The 17,027-nt window shown below is 41.0% G+C and carries 12 protein-coding genes and 1 pseudogene; 9 read left to right on the top strand and 4 right to left on the bottom strand.

Annotated features, from left to right (window positions below):
• The first annotated feature begins 220 nt into the window (after positions 1 to 220).
• Positions 221 to 538 carry a DUF2605 domain-containing protein gene (locus tag V7K73_RS07355; RefSeq protein ID WP_334878537.1) on the top strand — a complete coding sequence of 106 codons (318 nt, stop codon included), beginning with the start codon at positions 221 to 223 and terminating at the stop codon, positions 536 to 538.
• 327 nt (positions 539 to 865) lie between these two features.
• The gene (locus V7K73_RS07350; RefSeq protein WP_334878535.1) at positions 866 to 1,195 is read left to right on the top strand and encodes a DUF2973 domain-containing protein; all 330 of its coding nucleotides are present in this window, start codon (positions 866 to 868) and stop codon (positions 1,193 to 1,195) included.
• A gap of 349 nt (positions 1,196 to 1,544) precedes the next feature.
• Here V7K73_RS07350 and V7K73_RS07345 read toward each other — a convergent pair.
• Positions 1,545 to 2,351 (bottom strand): annotated as a pseudogene (locus tag V7K73_RS07345) (glycogen debranching N-terminal domain-containing protein); the annotation flags it as partial.
• A 1,005-nt stretch (positions 2,352 to 3,356) separates the two neighbouring features.
• Between V7K73_RS07345 and V7K73_RS07340 the strand changes: the two are divergent.
• The 5 genes from V7K73_RS07340 to V7K73_RS07320 all read left to right on the top strand — a co-directional run bounded on the left by V7K73_RS07340 (position 3,357) and on the right by V7K73_RS07320 (position 10,313).
• Complete coding sequence (locus tag V7K73_RS07340; protein ID WP_334878533.1) at positions 3,357 to 5,366, top strand: DICT sensory domain-containing protein; 2,010 nt, start codon at positions 3,357 to 3,359, stop codon at positions 5,364 to 5,366.
• Between the two features lie 222 nt (positions 5,367 to 5,588).
• Positions 5,589 to 6,014: a photosystem I reaction center subunit II PsaD gene (locus tag V7K73_RS07335; RefSeq protein ID WP_334878531.1), complete on the top strand. Its 426-nt coding sequence runs from the start codon at positions 5,589 to 5,591 to the stop codon at positions 6,012 to 6,014.
• Between the two features lie 95 nt (positions 6,015 to 6,109).
• Positions 6,110 to 7,639 carry an anthranilate synthase component I gene (gene trpE, locus V7K73_RS07330; RefSeq protein WP_334878785.1) on the top strand — a complete coding sequence of 510 codons (1,530 nt, stop codon included), beginning with the start codon at positions 6,110 to 6,112 and terminating at the stop codon, positions 7,637 to 7,639.
• Positions 7,640 to 8,297: 658 nt separating this feature from the next.
• Positions 8,298 to 9,260 carry an orange carotenoid protein N-terminal domain-containing protein gene (locus V7K73_RS07325; protein WP_334878529.1) on the top strand — a complete coding sequence of 321 codons (963 nt, stop codon included), beginning with the start codon at positions 8,298 to 8,300 and terminating at the stop codon, positions 9,258 to 9,260.
• Between the two features lie 465 nt (positions 9,261 to 9,725).
• Positions 9,726 to 10,313 (top strand): Uma2 family endonuclease, encoded by a 588-nt coding sequence (locus V7K73_RS07320; protein ID WP_334878527.1) that lies wholly within the window; start codon positions 9,726 to 9,728, stop codon positions 10,311 to 10,313.
• Positions 10,314 to 10,315: 2 nt separating this feature from the next.
• Here the strand turns inward: V7K73_RS07320 and V7K73_RS07315 are convergent, their stop codons facing one another.
• Together V7K73_RS07315 and V7K73_RS07310 are read right to left on the bottom strand one after the other, a co-directional pair.
• A complete protein-coding gene (locus V7K73_RS07315; protein WP_334878526.1) occupies positions 10,316 to 12,247 on the bottom strand; it encodes a hypothetical protein in 1,932 nt (643 codons plus the stop codon).
• A gap of 607 nt (positions 12,248 to 12,854) precedes the next feature.
• Positions 12,855 to 13,751 (bottom strand): alpha/beta fold hydrolase, encoded by an 897-nt coding sequence (locus V7K73_RS07310; protein ID WP_334878524.1) that lies wholly within the window; start codon positions 13,749 to 13,751, stop codon positions 12,855 to 12,857.
• Positions 13,752 to 14,250: 499 nt separating this feature from the next.
• Between V7K73_RS07310 and V7K73_RS07305 the strand changes: the two genes are divergently transcribed.
• Both V7K73_RS07305 and V7K73_RS07300 read left to right on the top strand, forming a co-directional pair.
• Entirely contained in the window at positions 14,251 to 14,847 is a 597-nt protein-coding gene (locus V7K73_RS07305) for a hypothetical protein (protein ID WP_334878522.1), read from the top strand.
• Positions 14,848 to 15,109: 262 nt separating this feature from the next.
• Positions 15,110 to 15,907 carry an armadillo-type fold-containing protein gene (locus V7K73_RS07300; RefSeq protein WP_334878520.1) on the top strand — a complete coding sequence of 266 codons (798 nt, stop codon included), beginning with the start codon at positions 15,110 to 15,112 and terminating at the stop codon, positions 15,905 to 15,907.
• A gap of 84 nt (positions 15,908 to 15,991) precedes the next feature.
• On the opposite strand, the gene ftsE is transcribed toward V7K73_RS07300, so the two are convergent.
• Positions 15,992 to 16,738 carry a cell division ATP-binding protein FtsE gene (gene ftsE / locus V7K73_RS07295; protein ID WP_334878518.1) on the bottom strand — a complete coding sequence of 249 codons (747 nt, stop codon included), beginning with the start codon at positions 16,736 to 16,738 and terminating at the stop codon, positions 15,992 to 15,994.
• Positions 16,739 to 17,027 lie beyond the last annotated feature (289 nt).

The following is a 17,027-nucleotide window of genomic DNA, read 5'->3' as shown; positions in this document are numbered from 1 at the left end:
CATCGCTAAATTATCTTATGAATTGCAACTTGCTATCAGCTATACCTATAGATGCCTCTCCAAAGGAACTGTACAAACCCTAGATCAAGACTATATAATAAAAACTGTATTCTTTGTTACAAATTTTTACATCCTCCAATTATGAGAGAATTAAAAAAAGTATTAAGAAACGTAAATAACGTTAATATTAGTAAGAAAGTTTGAAATATCCTTCCCATTTATGTCAGACTCGAATTTACCAGGGACTGATTTGCTGAAAACGGTTTTAGAACCCCTGCTGGAAGATTTTCAGCATTGGTTTACGCGATCGCGTCATTTACTCGAAACCGAGCAATTATCATTTATGAGTCACCAAGAGCAATCTGACTTGCTTCTGCGGGTTAAGCAAGCGCAGCTTGAACTGAATACGGCAAAGATGTTGTTTAGTGCAACTGATAAACAAGTCGGAATTGATATGGCAACGTTAATGCCTTGGCATGAATTAGTAACAGAATGCTGGAATGTCGCAATGCGCTTTCGCCAAGCGCGTGAAGCCTAAGTAACACATGCAAATCTGCTAAATTTTGGCAGACTATTTAGCGATATATAATGACAACCCTCTTTGCGTCTACACAAGATGGTAAATCAGAGGTCAAATAAATAGTAAATACCTCTTAACACTTTCTTAACATTTTTTGGATTAACAAAGTAATGTATCCTATGCTACCGTAAGTGGAATAACGGTTGACAAATAGCTCCATATAAATGTAATCGCACAAAAAGTGCGTCAAACACTCGTCTTAACTGTGAGTCACAGTGTCGGCGAAACAAAGCGTTACAAAATCAAAATAAAGTTTTAAAAATTGCTGTCCTGGAGGAAAATCTAATGTTACATTTGCTTTACATTCTTGCTTTTACAATCCTTGCATTTATAGCTGTTGGCAACTTAATTCGTAACCTGATTATGTTCAGTTTTGATCGGGAGCGAACCTACCCAACGAATTGTTCGCCAATGAATAATCAAGGCAACTATGGCTATTATTCATCAAAAAAACAGTTTGTACCCCATCCAGAGTTATTAGATAGCGCAGGCAATTTAATTAAAGAGCCACTTTTGGTAATGCGTTCGATTAACGTTGAAGATGCGCGTCAACATCTCGATGCACTTTACGAAGCATCCCCAGGACATAAAAGAGATAATTCTGAGGAAGGGTAAAAAAGTTAGGAGTTAGGAGTTAGGAGTTGGGAGTTGGGAGTTAGGAGTTGGGAGTTAGGAGTATTTGGCGTCGCCCCAATCATAAAATAGGGAGTAAGTAGGTAGACGTAATTAAACATATAATAAACCTCACCCTGCCTCCGGCTTCCCTCTCCGATACTTTGGAGAGGGATTGAGGGTGAGGTTTTATATTTAATTTGACCCACTTACTTAGTAAATTAATTCCCTACTCCCCACCCCCTTTCTAAGCTTCAATAACTACCCGTTTCTAAGCTTCAATAACTACCCGCAAATTACCGCGTTTTTTTGCAACGCGACAAGCAGTCGTAGTCCCAGAACGCTCGAATTCTAAACTGTCTACTGGGTTCCCATCTCCATCCAAAGCTAAAGCGCAGAAATCCTGGTTTTCCACCCAAAAATCTCGATTAAAACGAAACTTAAGATTTCTCGCCTCTTCTTGCCAACGATCTGCCAAATCAAGCCGCTTTTTCATCCTAGCTATTTCTGCTAGACGCATTTTTGCAGCATAGACATAAGCTTGCACCTCACACAGAGCAATTGGCCCGTTGGCTAATTCTCCCTTATGGTCTACGATACAGTCACCAGAATCTTTCCAACCTTGGTTAGCAGTAGAAAATCAAGGCACTCCAGCCGAAACAGTCTTATGCTTACCAAAAGACTGGCGCAACAAATACATATCTTGCTCGGCCCGCTCAATGACTCGATTGAAGGTGCTTTTATCTGAGCTAATCCGGGTAATTTGTTCTACCCAGTGTTGCTCCTCCATCAACTCAGCAGCTTTCGCCTGTCCTAAAGTGAAGGCGGCGCTTACGGTTGAACTAGACTGGTTGTTTTTCAACATGCTGACTCGGTAGCCCAGCTTTTGAGTTTCGTGAGAAGCTAACTCTAGCTGCCAAACCGCAGTGTAACCCTTGAAATAGTCTGGTTGGCGATGCTGGAATAAAATCCGGGATTCCATCACCGAGCCATCCAAACCTTGATAGGCGAGTGTTAAAGATTCTTCCCTAATTGGTGGCTCTTTGGGTATAAACGAAACACTATCGGCTAGAGAAATTCCTTCTTCAGCCGTCCGTTCTACTAGACGTAAGAGCCGACCTCGTTTTTCTCTGTCATAGCCGCGGACTTCAAATAAATCATATCCGGTGTCATTAGCCAAAGTTCCCTGTACAGGTCTATATTTTTGTGGTCTTCTGAGTAGAGGTTGTTGACCCTTACAACTTTCAAAAAAAAGACGCTTTCTAAAACTTGCTTGAGCCATTGGAGCCAAAATAACACTTAACTACTGCTGATAACATAGCGGCGCTCAAACCCGTATAACCAGATGATAAAATTACATTTTATAACTCTAAATTGACACTCTTTGCACTTGTAGGGCGGAGATTATTTTTTCTACTATTATACGATTTTGTTTTACATATCTCTGGTATTTGATTAAACTAATTTATGATAATTCATTAATTGATTAATTTTAATCAATATTATTGATTAAAATATGTGAATGTAGCAGTAATAATGGGAGCATCTTGTCAGGTGCAAAAACCTTGATAGCCCTCATCCCCTAACCCCGAATCCCATTTTTGGGAGAGGCGGAACTAGAATTATTTCTCCCCTTTCCCATGTTTGGGAGAGGGGGAACTAGAATTATGTCTCCCCTCTCCCAACTTTGGGAGAGGGGCTGGGGGTGAGGGAAAAGATTTAAGCCAAAATTGGGATGCTCCCGTAATAATTTTTGGATAAGAAAATTTATTTAGTAGGCATAAATCAACGTAGGCGATGTCTACAACGGGCTATTTTGCCTACACGTAGACTATTATTTGTCAGTGGTTATCAGTAAAATAAATAGTTAAAATTATATAAAAAATAGTAGTTTGCTACTTAGTGCGGAAATATTTTGGTTGTGCAAGCATATTTCCAACTTGGTCAAGAATGTATATTGGGCGTAGTAGGTTGCTAATCAACAAATCAAGTTGTCCGCACTCCTTCTAATTGGTAACAAAGTGTTGCGCCTGCTTTGGCAGAAAGTGCTTAAACGCGTTCTTTACATATTGCAACTCTCTATTTAACTTGAGAGTCCCTTGGAATTTGTACAATGCAGCTGTGACTTTTGATCTTATCGAGGTTGAGCGTTTAACAATAATTCATGAGCATTTCGACTTCTGTGCTGAGTGATCTGCTAAAGTCCCTACCATACTTGCGGCCCCAGCTATATTTTAAGGCTTCACTAACGGCGCTCTCCCATGCGATGGAAGATCAAGTTTTGGCTGCGACTTTAGCTCAACCTCTTGTAATTGCTAGTTTCCAACGAGAGCGATTCTACCGCCAAGAAGCTCATCGCTACCTGCGACTAGCGTTGCGGAGTAACCAAATATACGTATTATCTGCTCCAGAAACGGATTTCGCCAACAGTTCAGAACACTACGAAAAGGTCGCTTTTGAGCCAACGGATGGCTTAAGCCATGAGTGGCATTTGGTAGTGATTGCTGACAATTATGCAACTTGTCTAGTTTGCCGGGAAAGCCTTGGTTCTATTGCTAAAAACAAGCAACTACCAGAACTAAGCCCTAATCTGGATATAGACGCAGCGCGAAGATTTGAGGGAGTTTGGACATCGGAAAGGGGAGCTAGCCTCAAAGCAGCCGAATTGCTGTTAGACAAGATTTTGGTTTACAGACCAGAACTGGCAAGTAAAATTGAGGAGGCGCGTCAGAGGTTTAGTATAGGAGAGCCGCGAAGCCACTCTGGAGCAGAGCAGATCAATGAATATGCTTGTGACATTGATACAGATCCCTTTGTGCAGCGCTTAGTAACTTACTTGCAAGCTAGTCAGTACAAATTGCACAAAGCCTACCGTTCTATTGCTGCCCAAGCACGAAAAGAACGATTAGTCAACTCGATTAGCACAGCCATTCGGCGATCGCTCGATCCGCACGAAGTTCTCCAGGTGGCGGCACAAGAATTAGGACAACACCTAGAAGCTTGTCGCTGTCTAATTTACCGCGCTCAAGCCACAGATAGCCAAGCGATGATTGAACACGAGTTTTTGAATCCTGGTGTTTTATCTGTTCGTGGGCAAACCTGGGAGTTAGAGAAAAATTCTCTATTTCGGAGCATAGTAAAACTTGGCGAAGGCGTTTGTGTAAGCGATACGCTGAGTGACCCTCGCGTTACTAATTCGCCAGCCCTTTCCACGATCGCCAAAAAGTTTGCCATTCGTTCTTGGCTGATGGAACCAGTATTCTATCAGGGGCGATTATTGGGCATCGTGGAGTTACACTATTGCCGAATGCCACCGCACGAGTGCCAACCTGGAGAATTGGATTTGGTAGAAGCGATCGCCACCCAAGTGGGAGCAGCTCTTATCCAAGCAGAAGCTTACGCCAACCTAGAAGAACTTAACCAGCAGTTAGAAGCCCTAGACCGCACCCGCAGTAACCTCATAGCCATCACCGGACATGAACTGCGTACCCCCCTATCCACCATTCAAGTGTGCCTAGAAAGTCTGGCTAGTGAGCCGGATATGCCTTTAGAGTTGCAGCAAATCATGCTCAACACTGCTCTTTCCGACTCAGAACGGATGCGAAAATTGGTACAAGATTTCCTCACACTTTCCAACTTGGAAAGCGGCCGGGTAGAATGGCATCCAGAATCCCTGACTTTACAAGAGTGTGTAGATTTATCACTCAGCCGAAATCGCACGCGTTCTTCAACAGAAAAGCCACCCAAAATCAAGACTGAAATTGCCGAAAACCTACCTTTGGTTAGAGCTGACGGTGATTGGCTGGTAGAGGTACTGGCAAAACTCATAGATAACGCTTGTAAATTTACGCCACCCCAAGGAGAAATCACCATTAAAGCGATTTACAACAGCCATAAAATGGTCGAGGTGACTGTAGCAGACACTGGACGCGGCATTGAACCGAATCGTTTAGAAGTAGTTTTTGACCGCTTCTATCAAGAAGAGGGAGCGTTGCGCCGCACCACTGGCGGGACTGGACTTGGTTTAGCAATTTGCCGTCAAATTGTTAATGGCTGGGGTGGGGAAATTTGGGCAGAGTCAACTGGCAAAGACTTGGGTAGTCAATTTCACTTCACCATACCGATTGTTCAGAGTAGCCAAGAGGAAAAGCGGACAAAAGTCAAGAGTAAATAGGGATTGGGAAGGGGGCAGGGGGCAGGGGGCAGGGGGCAGGGGGCAGGGGGCAGGGAGCAGGGAGCAGGGGGGATGAGGGAGAAGAATTAATAATCAATGCCCAATGACCAATGACCAATGACCAATGACAAATGACTAAAAACTGTTACAGTCTATGACGCGATCGCAATATTATCCTGGTTGCGGTGTTAGGATTCCCTAAAAACGTTGAGAGAATCATTTATGGCAGAAACACTCTCTGGACAAACCCCGCTATACGGTGGCAGCACCGGTGGCTTGCTCACAAAAGCAGAACTGGAAGAAAAGTACGCTATTACTTGGACTAGCCCGAAAGAGCAAGTTTTTGAATTGCCTACAGGTGGTGCTGCTATTATGCGGAAAGGTGAAAACCTCCTGTATATAGCTCGTAAAGAATATGGAATCTTTTTGGGTGGTCAACAACTCCGGAAACTTAAAATTACAGATTACAAAGTTTACCGGATTTTACCCAACGGAGAAACCACTTTACTTCACCCGGCTGATGGTGTCTTCCCTGAAAAGGTTAACCCAGGTCGTGACAAAGTGCGTTATGTAGACCGTCGGATCGGACAAAACCCCAGTCCCGCGAAACTTAAGTTTAGCGGTGTTACTACCTACGACGCTCCATAACTAGCTGTTAGTAGCTAATGGGTAATTAGTAATGGGTAATTGGTAAATAAAAACCCATTACCCATTACCAATTACCAATTACTTTTAAAAAAATAATTATGTTTCCGGATTTCTCCCAGTTTTCGGCCTTAGCGCAACAAGGCAACTTCGTCCCGGTATATCAAGAATGGGTGGCAGACCTAGATACGCCCGTATCTGCTTGGTATAAAGTCTGTGCAGGTCAGCCCTATAGCTTTTTGTTGGAATCGATCGAAGGCGGGGAAAAACTGGGGCGCTATAGTTTAGTGGGTTGCGATCCTCTGTGGGTTTTGGAAGCAAGGGGCGATCGCACAACCCAAAAAAACCGTGATGGTTCACAAGTCGTTTTTGCAGGCGACCCTTTTACAGCTTTAGCCGAATGTTTAGCACCTTTTCACCCAGTCAAGTTACCACAGCTACCGCCAGGAATAGGCGGTTTGTTTGGGTTTTGGGGCTATGAATTAATTCGCTGGATTGAGCCGCGTGTGCCAATTCACCCACCAGATGAGCGAAATATCCCTGATGGGTTGTGGATGCAGGTAGACCACCTATTGATTTTTGACCAGGTAAAGCGGAAAATTTGGGCGATCGCTTATGCTGATTTACGTGAAGAGAAAGTAGATTTAAAAGCAGCATATCAACAAGCGGGCGATCGCGTCACCCAAATGCTTGAAAAGCTATCTCTACCTCTATCGCCAGAAAAAACTCGATTGGAATGGAAACCGCCAGAAAGCAGGGAAACAGAGGAACAAAGTAGCAAAGGAGCAGAAGAGTACAATAGTAATTTCACCCGCTCAGATTTTTGTGCTAGCGTCCAAAAGGCCAAAGACTACATCAAAGCAGGCGATATCTTCCAAGTAGTAATTTCCCAGCGACTATCAACAGCATATACAGGTGACCCCTTTGGCCTTTATCGCTCCCTACGTCAGATAAATCCTTCGCCTTACATGGCTTACTTTAACTTCCAAAATTGGCAAATCATCGGTTCCAGTCCCGAAGTGATGGTAAAAGCCGAAACCGATGCAAATGGTGGAGTGATAGGAACGGTACGCCCAATCGCCGGGACGCGTCCACGGGGTAAAACCACCCAGCAAGATGCAGCCTTTGCCAAGGATTTACTCGAAGACCCCAAGGAAGTTGCCGAACATGTGATGCTTGTAGATTTAGGGCGGAATGATTTGGGGCGTGTTTGTCAAAATGGTAGCGTCAAAGTTGATGAATTAATGGTAGTTGAGCGCTACTCCCATGTGATGCACATAGTCAGCAATGTTGTGGGTAAATTAGCACTTGGTAAAACAGCATGGGATTTATTAAAAGCTTGTTTCCCAGCAGGTACAGTAAGCGGCGCACCCAAAATTAGGGCGATGGAAATAATTCACGAGTTAGAGTCTAGTCGTCGGGGTGTTTATTCTGGTGTGTATGGATATTACGATTTTGAAGGGCAATTAAATACTGCGATCGCAATTCGCACAATGGTAGTACATGATAATACCGTAAGTGTGCAAGCCGGTGCAGGTTTGGTGGCTGATTCTGAGCCAGAAAAAGAATACGAAGAAACGCTCAATAAAGCTAGAGGTCTATTAGAGGCGATTCGTTGTTTGCGTTGAACTGGGGCTTGGGGGCTAGTACCCCAATTCAGTAATTCTGGAAAAACTTTTCCCCCAACCGTTGTAGAGTTGGGGGCTTGGCGCTAGTAGTCTGTCCTATTAATTTTGAGGGGCTGCGAGATCCCCGACTTCGTAGAAGTTGTCGAGGATCTGAACACCACAAACCTCTGAAAACTTTTGGGACAGACTCCTAGTGATTGTTGAGCAAAATTTTGATGCGTGTCGAGACGTGCGATCGCACTTGGAAGTTAATACACACAAAGCCACCGATTGCGTATAATCTGACCTCAGTAAAACTTATCATAATCATAAATAAAAATTATTAACATATAACTGTGAAAGTATTGCTTATTTGTAACGAAATTGTTATGTTTCTTTACATCTAGATACAAAAGCAATATCACTGCGTTAAACCACTGTTGATTAAGGTTTTCTAAATAACTATGCAGTTGAGTCTGCAATGTGCTATGCCAGAGTATCGAAACTCAACGGCAACAGAATCGCTATGCCTTTGGTAAGGCGATTTCTCGAAGGGCTAGCCCTACGCAAATACTGCTTGCTGAGTGTCTTTATTAACAGCTAAACGCCTTCCTTCCGTCTTTGCACATTTGATTTTCACATTCGATAGAACTGTAATTTTTTTTTGGGAACATCTGCTATGTCTTTTACCATCCAGTCGGCTCAAAGTATTTTTCCCGGCACCCTAGTTGCTGACGTTGTTCCAACTGTTGTCGAATCATTCTCTCAGCTCAATGCTGAAGATCAACTAGCATTACTGTGGTTTGCCTATACCGAGATGGGTAGAAGTATTACGGTTGCCGCTCCCGGAGCAGCCAACATGATTCTCGCGCAAGGCTTACTCGAACAAATTAAGCAAATGCCTTTTGAGGCTCAAACCCAAGTCATGTACGATTTGGCTAACCGTGCTGACACTCCCCTGTGTCGTTCCTATGCATCCTTTACCGTAAACATCAAATTGGGCTTCTGGTATCAGTTAGGAGAATGGATGGCGCAGGGAATCGTTGCTCCTATCCCAGAAGGCTACAAGCTTTCTTCTAAGGCTGCTGATGTGTTGCAAGCGATCCGAAATGCTGATTCAGGTCAACAAATCACAATTTTACGCAATACCGTAATTAGCATGGGATTCGACCCGAACGCTCCCGGTAGTTACAAAAAAGTCTCAGAACCTGTGGCTCCTCCAACTGCTCCAGCGTTTCGGACTAAAGTTACCATTGAAGGTATCAGCAACCCTACAGTCCTGGGCTATATCAACAACATGAATGCCAATGACTTTGATGCTGCTGTTGGTCTGTTTCGCACTGAAGGTGCTTTGCAACCCCCCTTTGAAAGACCGGTTGTTGGTCAAGATGCAATCCGCGCTTATATGCGTGAAGAATGCCAGGGATTAAAGATGATCCCAGAGCGTGGTATATCTGAGCCAGTAGAAGATGGCTATACACAAGTGAAAGTCACAGGTAAAGTCCAAACCCCTTGGTTCGGTGCCAGTGTTGGGATGAATATTGCATGGCGGTTTTTGATTGACCCCCAAGGCAAAATCTTCTTTGTAGCGATTGACTTGCTCGCTTCTCCAAAAGAACTGCTCAACCTAGTACGTAAATAAACCACTCTTTTAGGGTCAAATTAAATATAAAACCTCACCCTCAATCCGGCTTCTCCCGACAATAATAAGGAGAGGGATTGAGGGTGAGGTTTGAGCTTATATTTAATTACGCCTACCTACTTATCTACTTGAAATTAAACAGAAAATGGTTTTACAGATGAAATCATTCGATCTAATTCAGCTTTATTGTATTTGAGAAGAGCGTGTCCCCACAATTCATTGGTGTTATCGGTCATCGTGCGATCGCACCCCATACAGCACTAAACTAGGGAGCATCCCGTCAGATGCAAAAACTTTGTGTTTGCCCTCATCCCCTAACCCCTTCTCCCAAATATGGGATTCGGGGGACTAGAATTATGTCTCCCCTCTCCCAAGTATGGGAGAGGGGCTGGGGGTGAGGGAAAAGATTTAAGCTCTCATTGGGATGCTCCCCTAAACTAGAAAGTAAGATGCTCACAATAGCCTATGAACGCTACGACAACCACTTTCCCTTCTACACTCAAATTGAAAATTGACTTAACTGACGATCAATTTTTCCAGATGTGTCAGAAAAATAGTAATTATAGATTTGAGCGCACAGCGTCAGGGGAAATATTAATTATGTCACCGACAGGTAGTGATACTGGCAGACGTAATGTTAAAATTACCACTCAATTAGATATTTGGAACTCTGAAACTAATTTAGGCGAAGTTTTTGACTCTTCAACCGGTTTCACCCTACCCAATGGTGCAGAACGTTCTCCCGATGCTTCTTGGGTAAAAATTGAGCGGTGGAATGCTTTAACCCCAGAACAACAAGAAAAATTTGCCCCAATTTGTCCTGATTTTGTAGTAGAGTTGCGTTCTCGTACTGATTCTTTGAAAGAATTACAAGAGAAAATGCAGGAGTATATCGAAAATGGCGCTCAATTAGGCTGGTTAATCGACCGGAAAAACAAGCGAGTAGAAATTTATCGTCCAGGTAAAGATGTAGAGATATTAGACAATCCTGTTAGTTTATCAGGAGAAAATGTACTACCTGGATTTGTGTTGCATTTACAACAAATTATGTAGCTTTATCGATTAGGATACACATACCGCATTTCAAAACGACTTTGTTCCCAAAGTGGTAGCAAAGCCTGTTTAGCAGCATTTAATTGAGCCTGCGAGAAAGAAATTTTCCCATTTTCTATAATCCAAATAAATGTCCGAGTTATTAAATCTGCCTTTAAACTATTCTCGTATTTACAATTATTTATTCTTGCTACTTGCTCATCTAAGCAATCTATAGCATGTTTAAATGTTAAGTTTTTCCACTCTGTGAAATTGTTAGTAATTTCTTCTTGCTTATTTGTCCATTCAACCTTACGCAAATTTCCTATAATATAGTCTATGCCTGTTATCGACGAATCAGTATTACGCACCAAATTTGCATAGGCTTGATAATATGGTTTCAAGAGCGCAGCAGCAATATTTTCTACATATATATGTAGCCAAGATTGTATGTCACGAAGATAAGGTGCTAAATCTCTGATATTATCAATTTCTGTAATAAGCACACGCTCACTTGTATAATTTGTGATGTTGGCCAGCAATTCAGCTTGAGATAGTTGAGATGCTGAGTAATAATTAATAACTTTTGGAATATATTTCTCTAATAACCACTGTTTGGTATATCTAGCTGTCCAAGTTCCCTTTACTCCAATATCTTGCTTCCATAAGGTTAATTTACCTGTCTCAATAGATTTTAAATTAACATCATTTAGCTCATAGATGATGTTAATTTGATTATCAAGCGATAAATCTAATTTTATATCAATTTTAGGTAATATAAATGTATGATCGCGAATTCCTCGACTTACTCGAATTGATATATCTTTTCTATGGAATAAATGCCATTCTGACTTACCTTTAGTATAATCAAATTCATTAGCAAACTGCTGCATTAACTCCCATAATTCTTGTTTTACAGAAAAAAGGATAAAACCCCAACTATCTGAAAGTTTTACGAATTCAAAACTCCATGTTTCTAAAGCATTTTCAAATTCAATTATTAAATTTTTATATTCTTGGCAAACTCCATCAATACAAAAACACAAGTCTGCTGTTTCTAATTCTGACAAAATTAGAGTTGTTTTACCTAAATATACCTCAAAAGTATTTTTATTTAACTGTTTAAAAAACCGACGACATCCCCAATCTGGCTGCGTGTGTAATCCAGTCATTAATTGACCTAAAATATCTTGATGATTTAAGTAAATTTTTAGACCTCTTAAAACGAGACTGCTGAACTCTATTTCACAATTACCCTCTGCAAAAGCTTTGGGTAAATTACATGCGATCGCTACTTTTTTTCTCACAACAACCAAGCGGTAGCCGTCTCTGGTAGTGCAAGGCTCAAAATCACTTTTTTCTAAAACATCGTGTAAATCTGGATGGTGTCTAATTAATTTTTCTATTAAGTTATATTTAGAATTGATTAAAATATTTGCTGTATTTTTACCGATATCTTTTACAAAATCGAAGTTTAGTTGATTATAAAAAATTGAAGCAATATTCTTATCTTTAAGGTCATCTATATTTATATCAAATACCAATTCTTTTTTAGAGTAATCTAGGCATTTAAAAACCTTGATAATATATCCATTAGTGACAATAAAAAATAGTGGATTAAATTGATTAATGTAAAACTTACATTTCTCGATAGAATCATTTAATTTAGCCTTTTGAGGTTCTATTACTTTAATAAAAACAAGTGAAGTGCCAGTATTTTCTTGCTGAATATCATCTTGAATATAATAAATATGACTATTTTCGGGATTTTTACCGTATTTTTCTGATTTAGATATTTTTAAAGGGTATTCACGATGACATTTTTCTGGATAACAGAGATAGTGAAACATTGGTAAAATCAACTTTTCTTTTACATCATCTTCATTTCGTAAAATCCGATGGTCAAAACCTTGTATCCATGTGATAAATTCTTTAATTGGCTCTGGAATAGTCATCAGATAATTTCCCTGCTAGTATAAATTTGCTATGCCTTATATTGTTTGTATAATTAGCAATTTATCAAGTCAGGTTGAATAGTATAGTTATTTTCAATACTATAATCAAACCAATCGTCTTTAACTTGACCTGAGAGCATCTCAATTTTGTAAAAATATGCCCAGTCCTGGCAAATATAATTCGGACTCCATCACCCGCGATGTGAAACCTGTCTTCTCTTGAGGGAGACGCTACGCAACAGTGCTGCTTTATAATGCACTGGCTTGGCTATATAGCCCTTTCCGCATGGATTAAGGTACAGCAAGCAATAAATAATTAATACAAATCAACACAGATACTGGTAGGGGTACGCATCTGTGCATACGTGTCAACTTAGCTTAAAAGCGATGTTCCGCAAGGAACTTCAGTTTTTTGCTAATAGCAAAAGTAATATGAAGATTACTAAAATATACCAATAAATTTTTAGTCTACTTCAGTAGACTTTAGCTATTAGCCTTGAACTAAAGTTCAAGGCGGGTAATTCAAGCAACAGTTAAGCTATTTGTAGGCTTTTGTTGACACCTATGACATCTGTGCGCCCCTACCTACTTACTACTGAACAAAGCACTAATTAAGCAAAGGCAAAAATTGGCGAATTAACCCAATTGTCACTGCTGGTAACTCCAACTGCGGTGTTAACCCCACATCTTCCAACTGTTGAAAAAATCGGATCGCTTGGGGATTAATTTCGGCAAGGCGGCGGCCAATTGAGGGCCCAGTAAATTCTGACCTTTGTCCCCAAATAATCGCGGTGGGAGTAGTTAGTTGTTGAATGTAAAGGGATAAATCAAAGCATAAATCGCCACGGACAAAGGAGAGTGCTGCATACTCAGCATTAGGCTGTTGGGCAGATTGTAAATAAGCATCTACAATTTCTTGGTACACTCGATTAGATTGAGCAAATTGCCGTTGCTCTAAGAAGCTGCGAATACCCCCACTGGTTGCTACTCCAGTGCTGTAAAGTAAACGGTCAACAAGGGGAACGCTGACTAACTGGGCAAAAAAACTACGGGAGTAGTCTTCGCCAAAGTCGGACAGTCCGGCGGGGGTAGTGAGAATTAAAGATTTGAATAAATCAGGATGATCTGATGCGACTCGAATTGTAAAGGCTGCGGTCAAAGAAGAAGCGATCGCTGTTACAGGTCCTGTACAAGTCTGCTCGAAAAACTCCCGAATCGTGGTTAAATAATCTTCAATCTTATAACTCCGTGCCGGATGCTCAGACCTACCCCAACCGATTAAATCTGGCGCAATGACCCGATATTCGGCGGCAAAAGCCGGATATACTTTCGACCACTCATAAGCAGAAGATCCACCACCAAAGCCGTGCAGAAACACTAAAGTTTCTCGATCATCTTTTCCTGTTAGATTCTCCGGAAAAGGTGACTTTGCGGCTGTATAATATACCATCCTACCTAGTGAGGTATTTATAGACCGTTGTTCAAATCCTGGTGGTTGAAACATAAGTACTTTTTGTTGATTGTAGTAATTAAGTAGCAGAAGTCATAGATTGTTCTTAAATATACGTAGATATGGGGAGAGCATTTGATAATTTATCCGCATCACCGCATGTTTTTTGGTCATCCCAAAATACTTACCTATTTAGTTCAAACTCCTGACTCATTGTTATTATCAACGAACCAATCACTTTAAGACTTCTTCCTACCATCAGATTAAGTGGATATAAAATTACTGGATTACTTGTAAAGATTTGGTGATTTTTTTTCATAGTAAAAAGTGACTAAACGTTGAAATTACTGTTTTATAAGGGTTTTTCCTGGTAGCAAGTATCACTAAAGCGTGAATAAGACATAAGTTTTTATGGTAGTCTAGCAAGAAACTCATAAATAATTTTGAGCGTCAATAAGATTCAAAATGCTCATTTTAAGAAGCTATTAATTCTAGTTAGATATGTATAAACATAGCTTTTGATGTATTACTAAATCTATTTATTATCTAAGTAATGGTAAGGCGGGATGTCATGGTACAGGGTACTCTTCAATTAAATAAACTATCAACTATTGAAGACGCTAAATTTGGGCTTGACTTTAATATACAAAATGAAATTAAAGTTTCAGCTTGGGGAGATCAGGGCGAGTCAGCTATTGACGCTAGCAGAGTTACTGTACCTACTTGTATTTGTTTAGACTTAGAAGACTTAAAGTGTTTTGAACCAGTAGAGCGCCAGTACGAACGCTGGGGAGTAATTTTTCACAATTCTATAGCAATACAGCCATCAAATCCAGCATTTATAGCCTATTCAGGGCTAACAGTTTTAATGGGAGCGCCCAAAAGCGGACTTTTAGAAGCTACTTTTTTGCATCCGGTTAATTCGGTTAGCGCCTTTGTCACTAGTTCGCAACGGCTAGTGCTTTCCGCCTACGATAGCGATGGGCAACTCATCGCTCAAACTGTACTACCAAGCGCCAATCTTGCCAATTCAGACTCGGCAATTTCCCCCAATAGCTTATTATCTATAACTGCGAATAACATCTACAGCGTTACCTTCTGTGCTTTTGATGGGCAATTCACCCTTGATAACTTTCGTTTTTGTCTTTAAAAAGCTTTTATGCCCTTGCTTTGAGCCATTTAAAATGGTATCTTGATTTCCGCCGTGCTGTACTAGTCTACTATACACCTCTTGCATAAATCCAAAATAAGAACCCCTCCCCAAAATATCGGGGTGGGGTATTAGGGACTTTTGCAAGAGGTCTTATGCTGTCCTTAAAAATCGGGCATCTTGTGGTTTGAGTCTTCACCCTTTCTTCAACTGTAGTAAAACTTATACAATAGTTAATTTCGTAATCAAGTAGGTAAACACTGTGGCACAGGCTTCGTCTTATTGGCAGCAATTGATCAACCAGATTCCCAGCTGGAACTGGTCGCATCCATTGTTCAAGACAAAGAAAGCAACAAAGCAGCAAACATTTAAGCGCTTCTCTGGGCCTGGGGGCTTTCTTGGGTTCTTGACAATTGTCGTCGCTATGTTGTTGTGGAACTGGATGCTGCTATTGGCTCTGTCAATCGGTGTTGGGATAATGGTATTGGTTTATTCAATGCAGGAGTGGGACTGGCAATTACACTGGTCTAAGATACGTAAGTTTTTAAACAGTTCAAATCGTCGGTTAGCCTTAGCAGTCATAAGTGGTGGTCTTGCTACTGTTACTACTTACATGGCCGCTGCAATTTGGGTTGACTCTCATAGTTCCTGGATTGCTGCTGGTGCGATTGTGCAAGGCGTGGGAACATTGTTAACTTTAATTTTATTGGTCTGGCAAATTGTCAACTTCTATGAAAATCGAGAAGAAGACCACCTCGATCAGTTGTTGGTAAATTTAACAGAAAAAGATCCATTAAAGCGGATGATTGCCCTACGTCAGTTAACTAAAGTCATCAGCCGTAAGCGAGTTGATTCTTCAGTGCAGCAAGATGTTGTCGAATGCTTGCAACTCCTACTCAGTCGAGAAGAGGAAGTTGTAATCAGAGAGGCAGCTTTTAAAAGTTTACAAGCTTGCGATGACCTCCGGTCGGTCGGAGACCATCGCTTACAAGTTCTACCCCCCAAAACAGCAGCAACTTTCACACCCGTATCAGCAAAAGCCAAGCATCACCTTTATTAGTCATTTGTCCTTTGTCATTTGTCCTTTGTCTTTTGCAAATGACCAATGACCAATGACCAATGACCAATGACCAATGACAAATAACTATTTTCGAGACAACTGTCCATTGCGAACTTGTACTACCGGATGATTGCATCGCCGTACCAATTGTTCATCATGGGTGCTAATAATTACTGTAGCCCCAAAGGAATTTAACTTCTGGAGAATCTGGATCACTTGCCAAGAATTATCTGGATCGAGATTTCCAGTCGGCTCATCCGCCAACAGCAGGGGTGGTGTACCAACGATCGCACGAGCAATACTCACCCGTTGTTGCTCTCCTCCAGACAGTTGATCTGGAAAGCAGTCAGCTTTACTCAGCAAACCCACCAACTTCAAGGTTGGTTCTAAGCGTCGTTGAATTTCTTTACGAGTATACCCTTGAGCTTGCAGCACAAAAGTTACATTTTCCGCTACTGTACGTTGAGTAATCAGTTTATAATCTTGAAACACAATGCCAATGCGTCGCCGCAATAATGACAAGCGATCGCCCCTTAAACCCGCTACATTACATCCATCAACAATTACTTTTCCCTGCGTCGCTAACTCCTGGCCATACAGCAGTTTCAAGAGCGTTGATTTACCAGAACCACTTGGCCCTGTGATAAACAAAAATTCTCCCTTCTTTACCTCAAGGTTCGCATTCAACAAGGCGTGAGAGCCATTAGTATAAGTTTTGGTTACAGATTGCAATTGCACCTTGACAGTAGTATTGCTACCGTGCTGTTGAGTTTTATTGTCCTCTCTATGAACGGATTTATCTGTTTTAACTTGAGTTGTTAATACTGGCATTGTTAAATTTTCCTTATCCCCACAACCAAATAGCTTACGGGTTTAGATTTGACATTCCTCTCAAAAATAAGGATTCCCAGGTTTCGCCTGAAAATTGAAAATTTAACAAAGAAAATTTAAATTTTTTGAATACTAACTAAGTAATAGCTCCCATAATCGGCTAAACGCCCCGCTATCCATGTACAGCACTCATAACTCATAACTCATAACTCATAACTCATAACTCATAACTCATAACTCATAACTCATAACTCATAACTCATAACTCATAACTCATAACTCATAACTC

Source organism: Nostoc sp., assembly GCF_036916975.1.
In the GTDB taxonomy this organism is placed as follows: Bacteria; Cyanobacteriota; Cyanobacteriia; order Cyanobacteriales; family Nostocaceae; genus Nostoc.
This window is presented reverse-complemented; position numbering and strand designations above follow the sequence as displayed.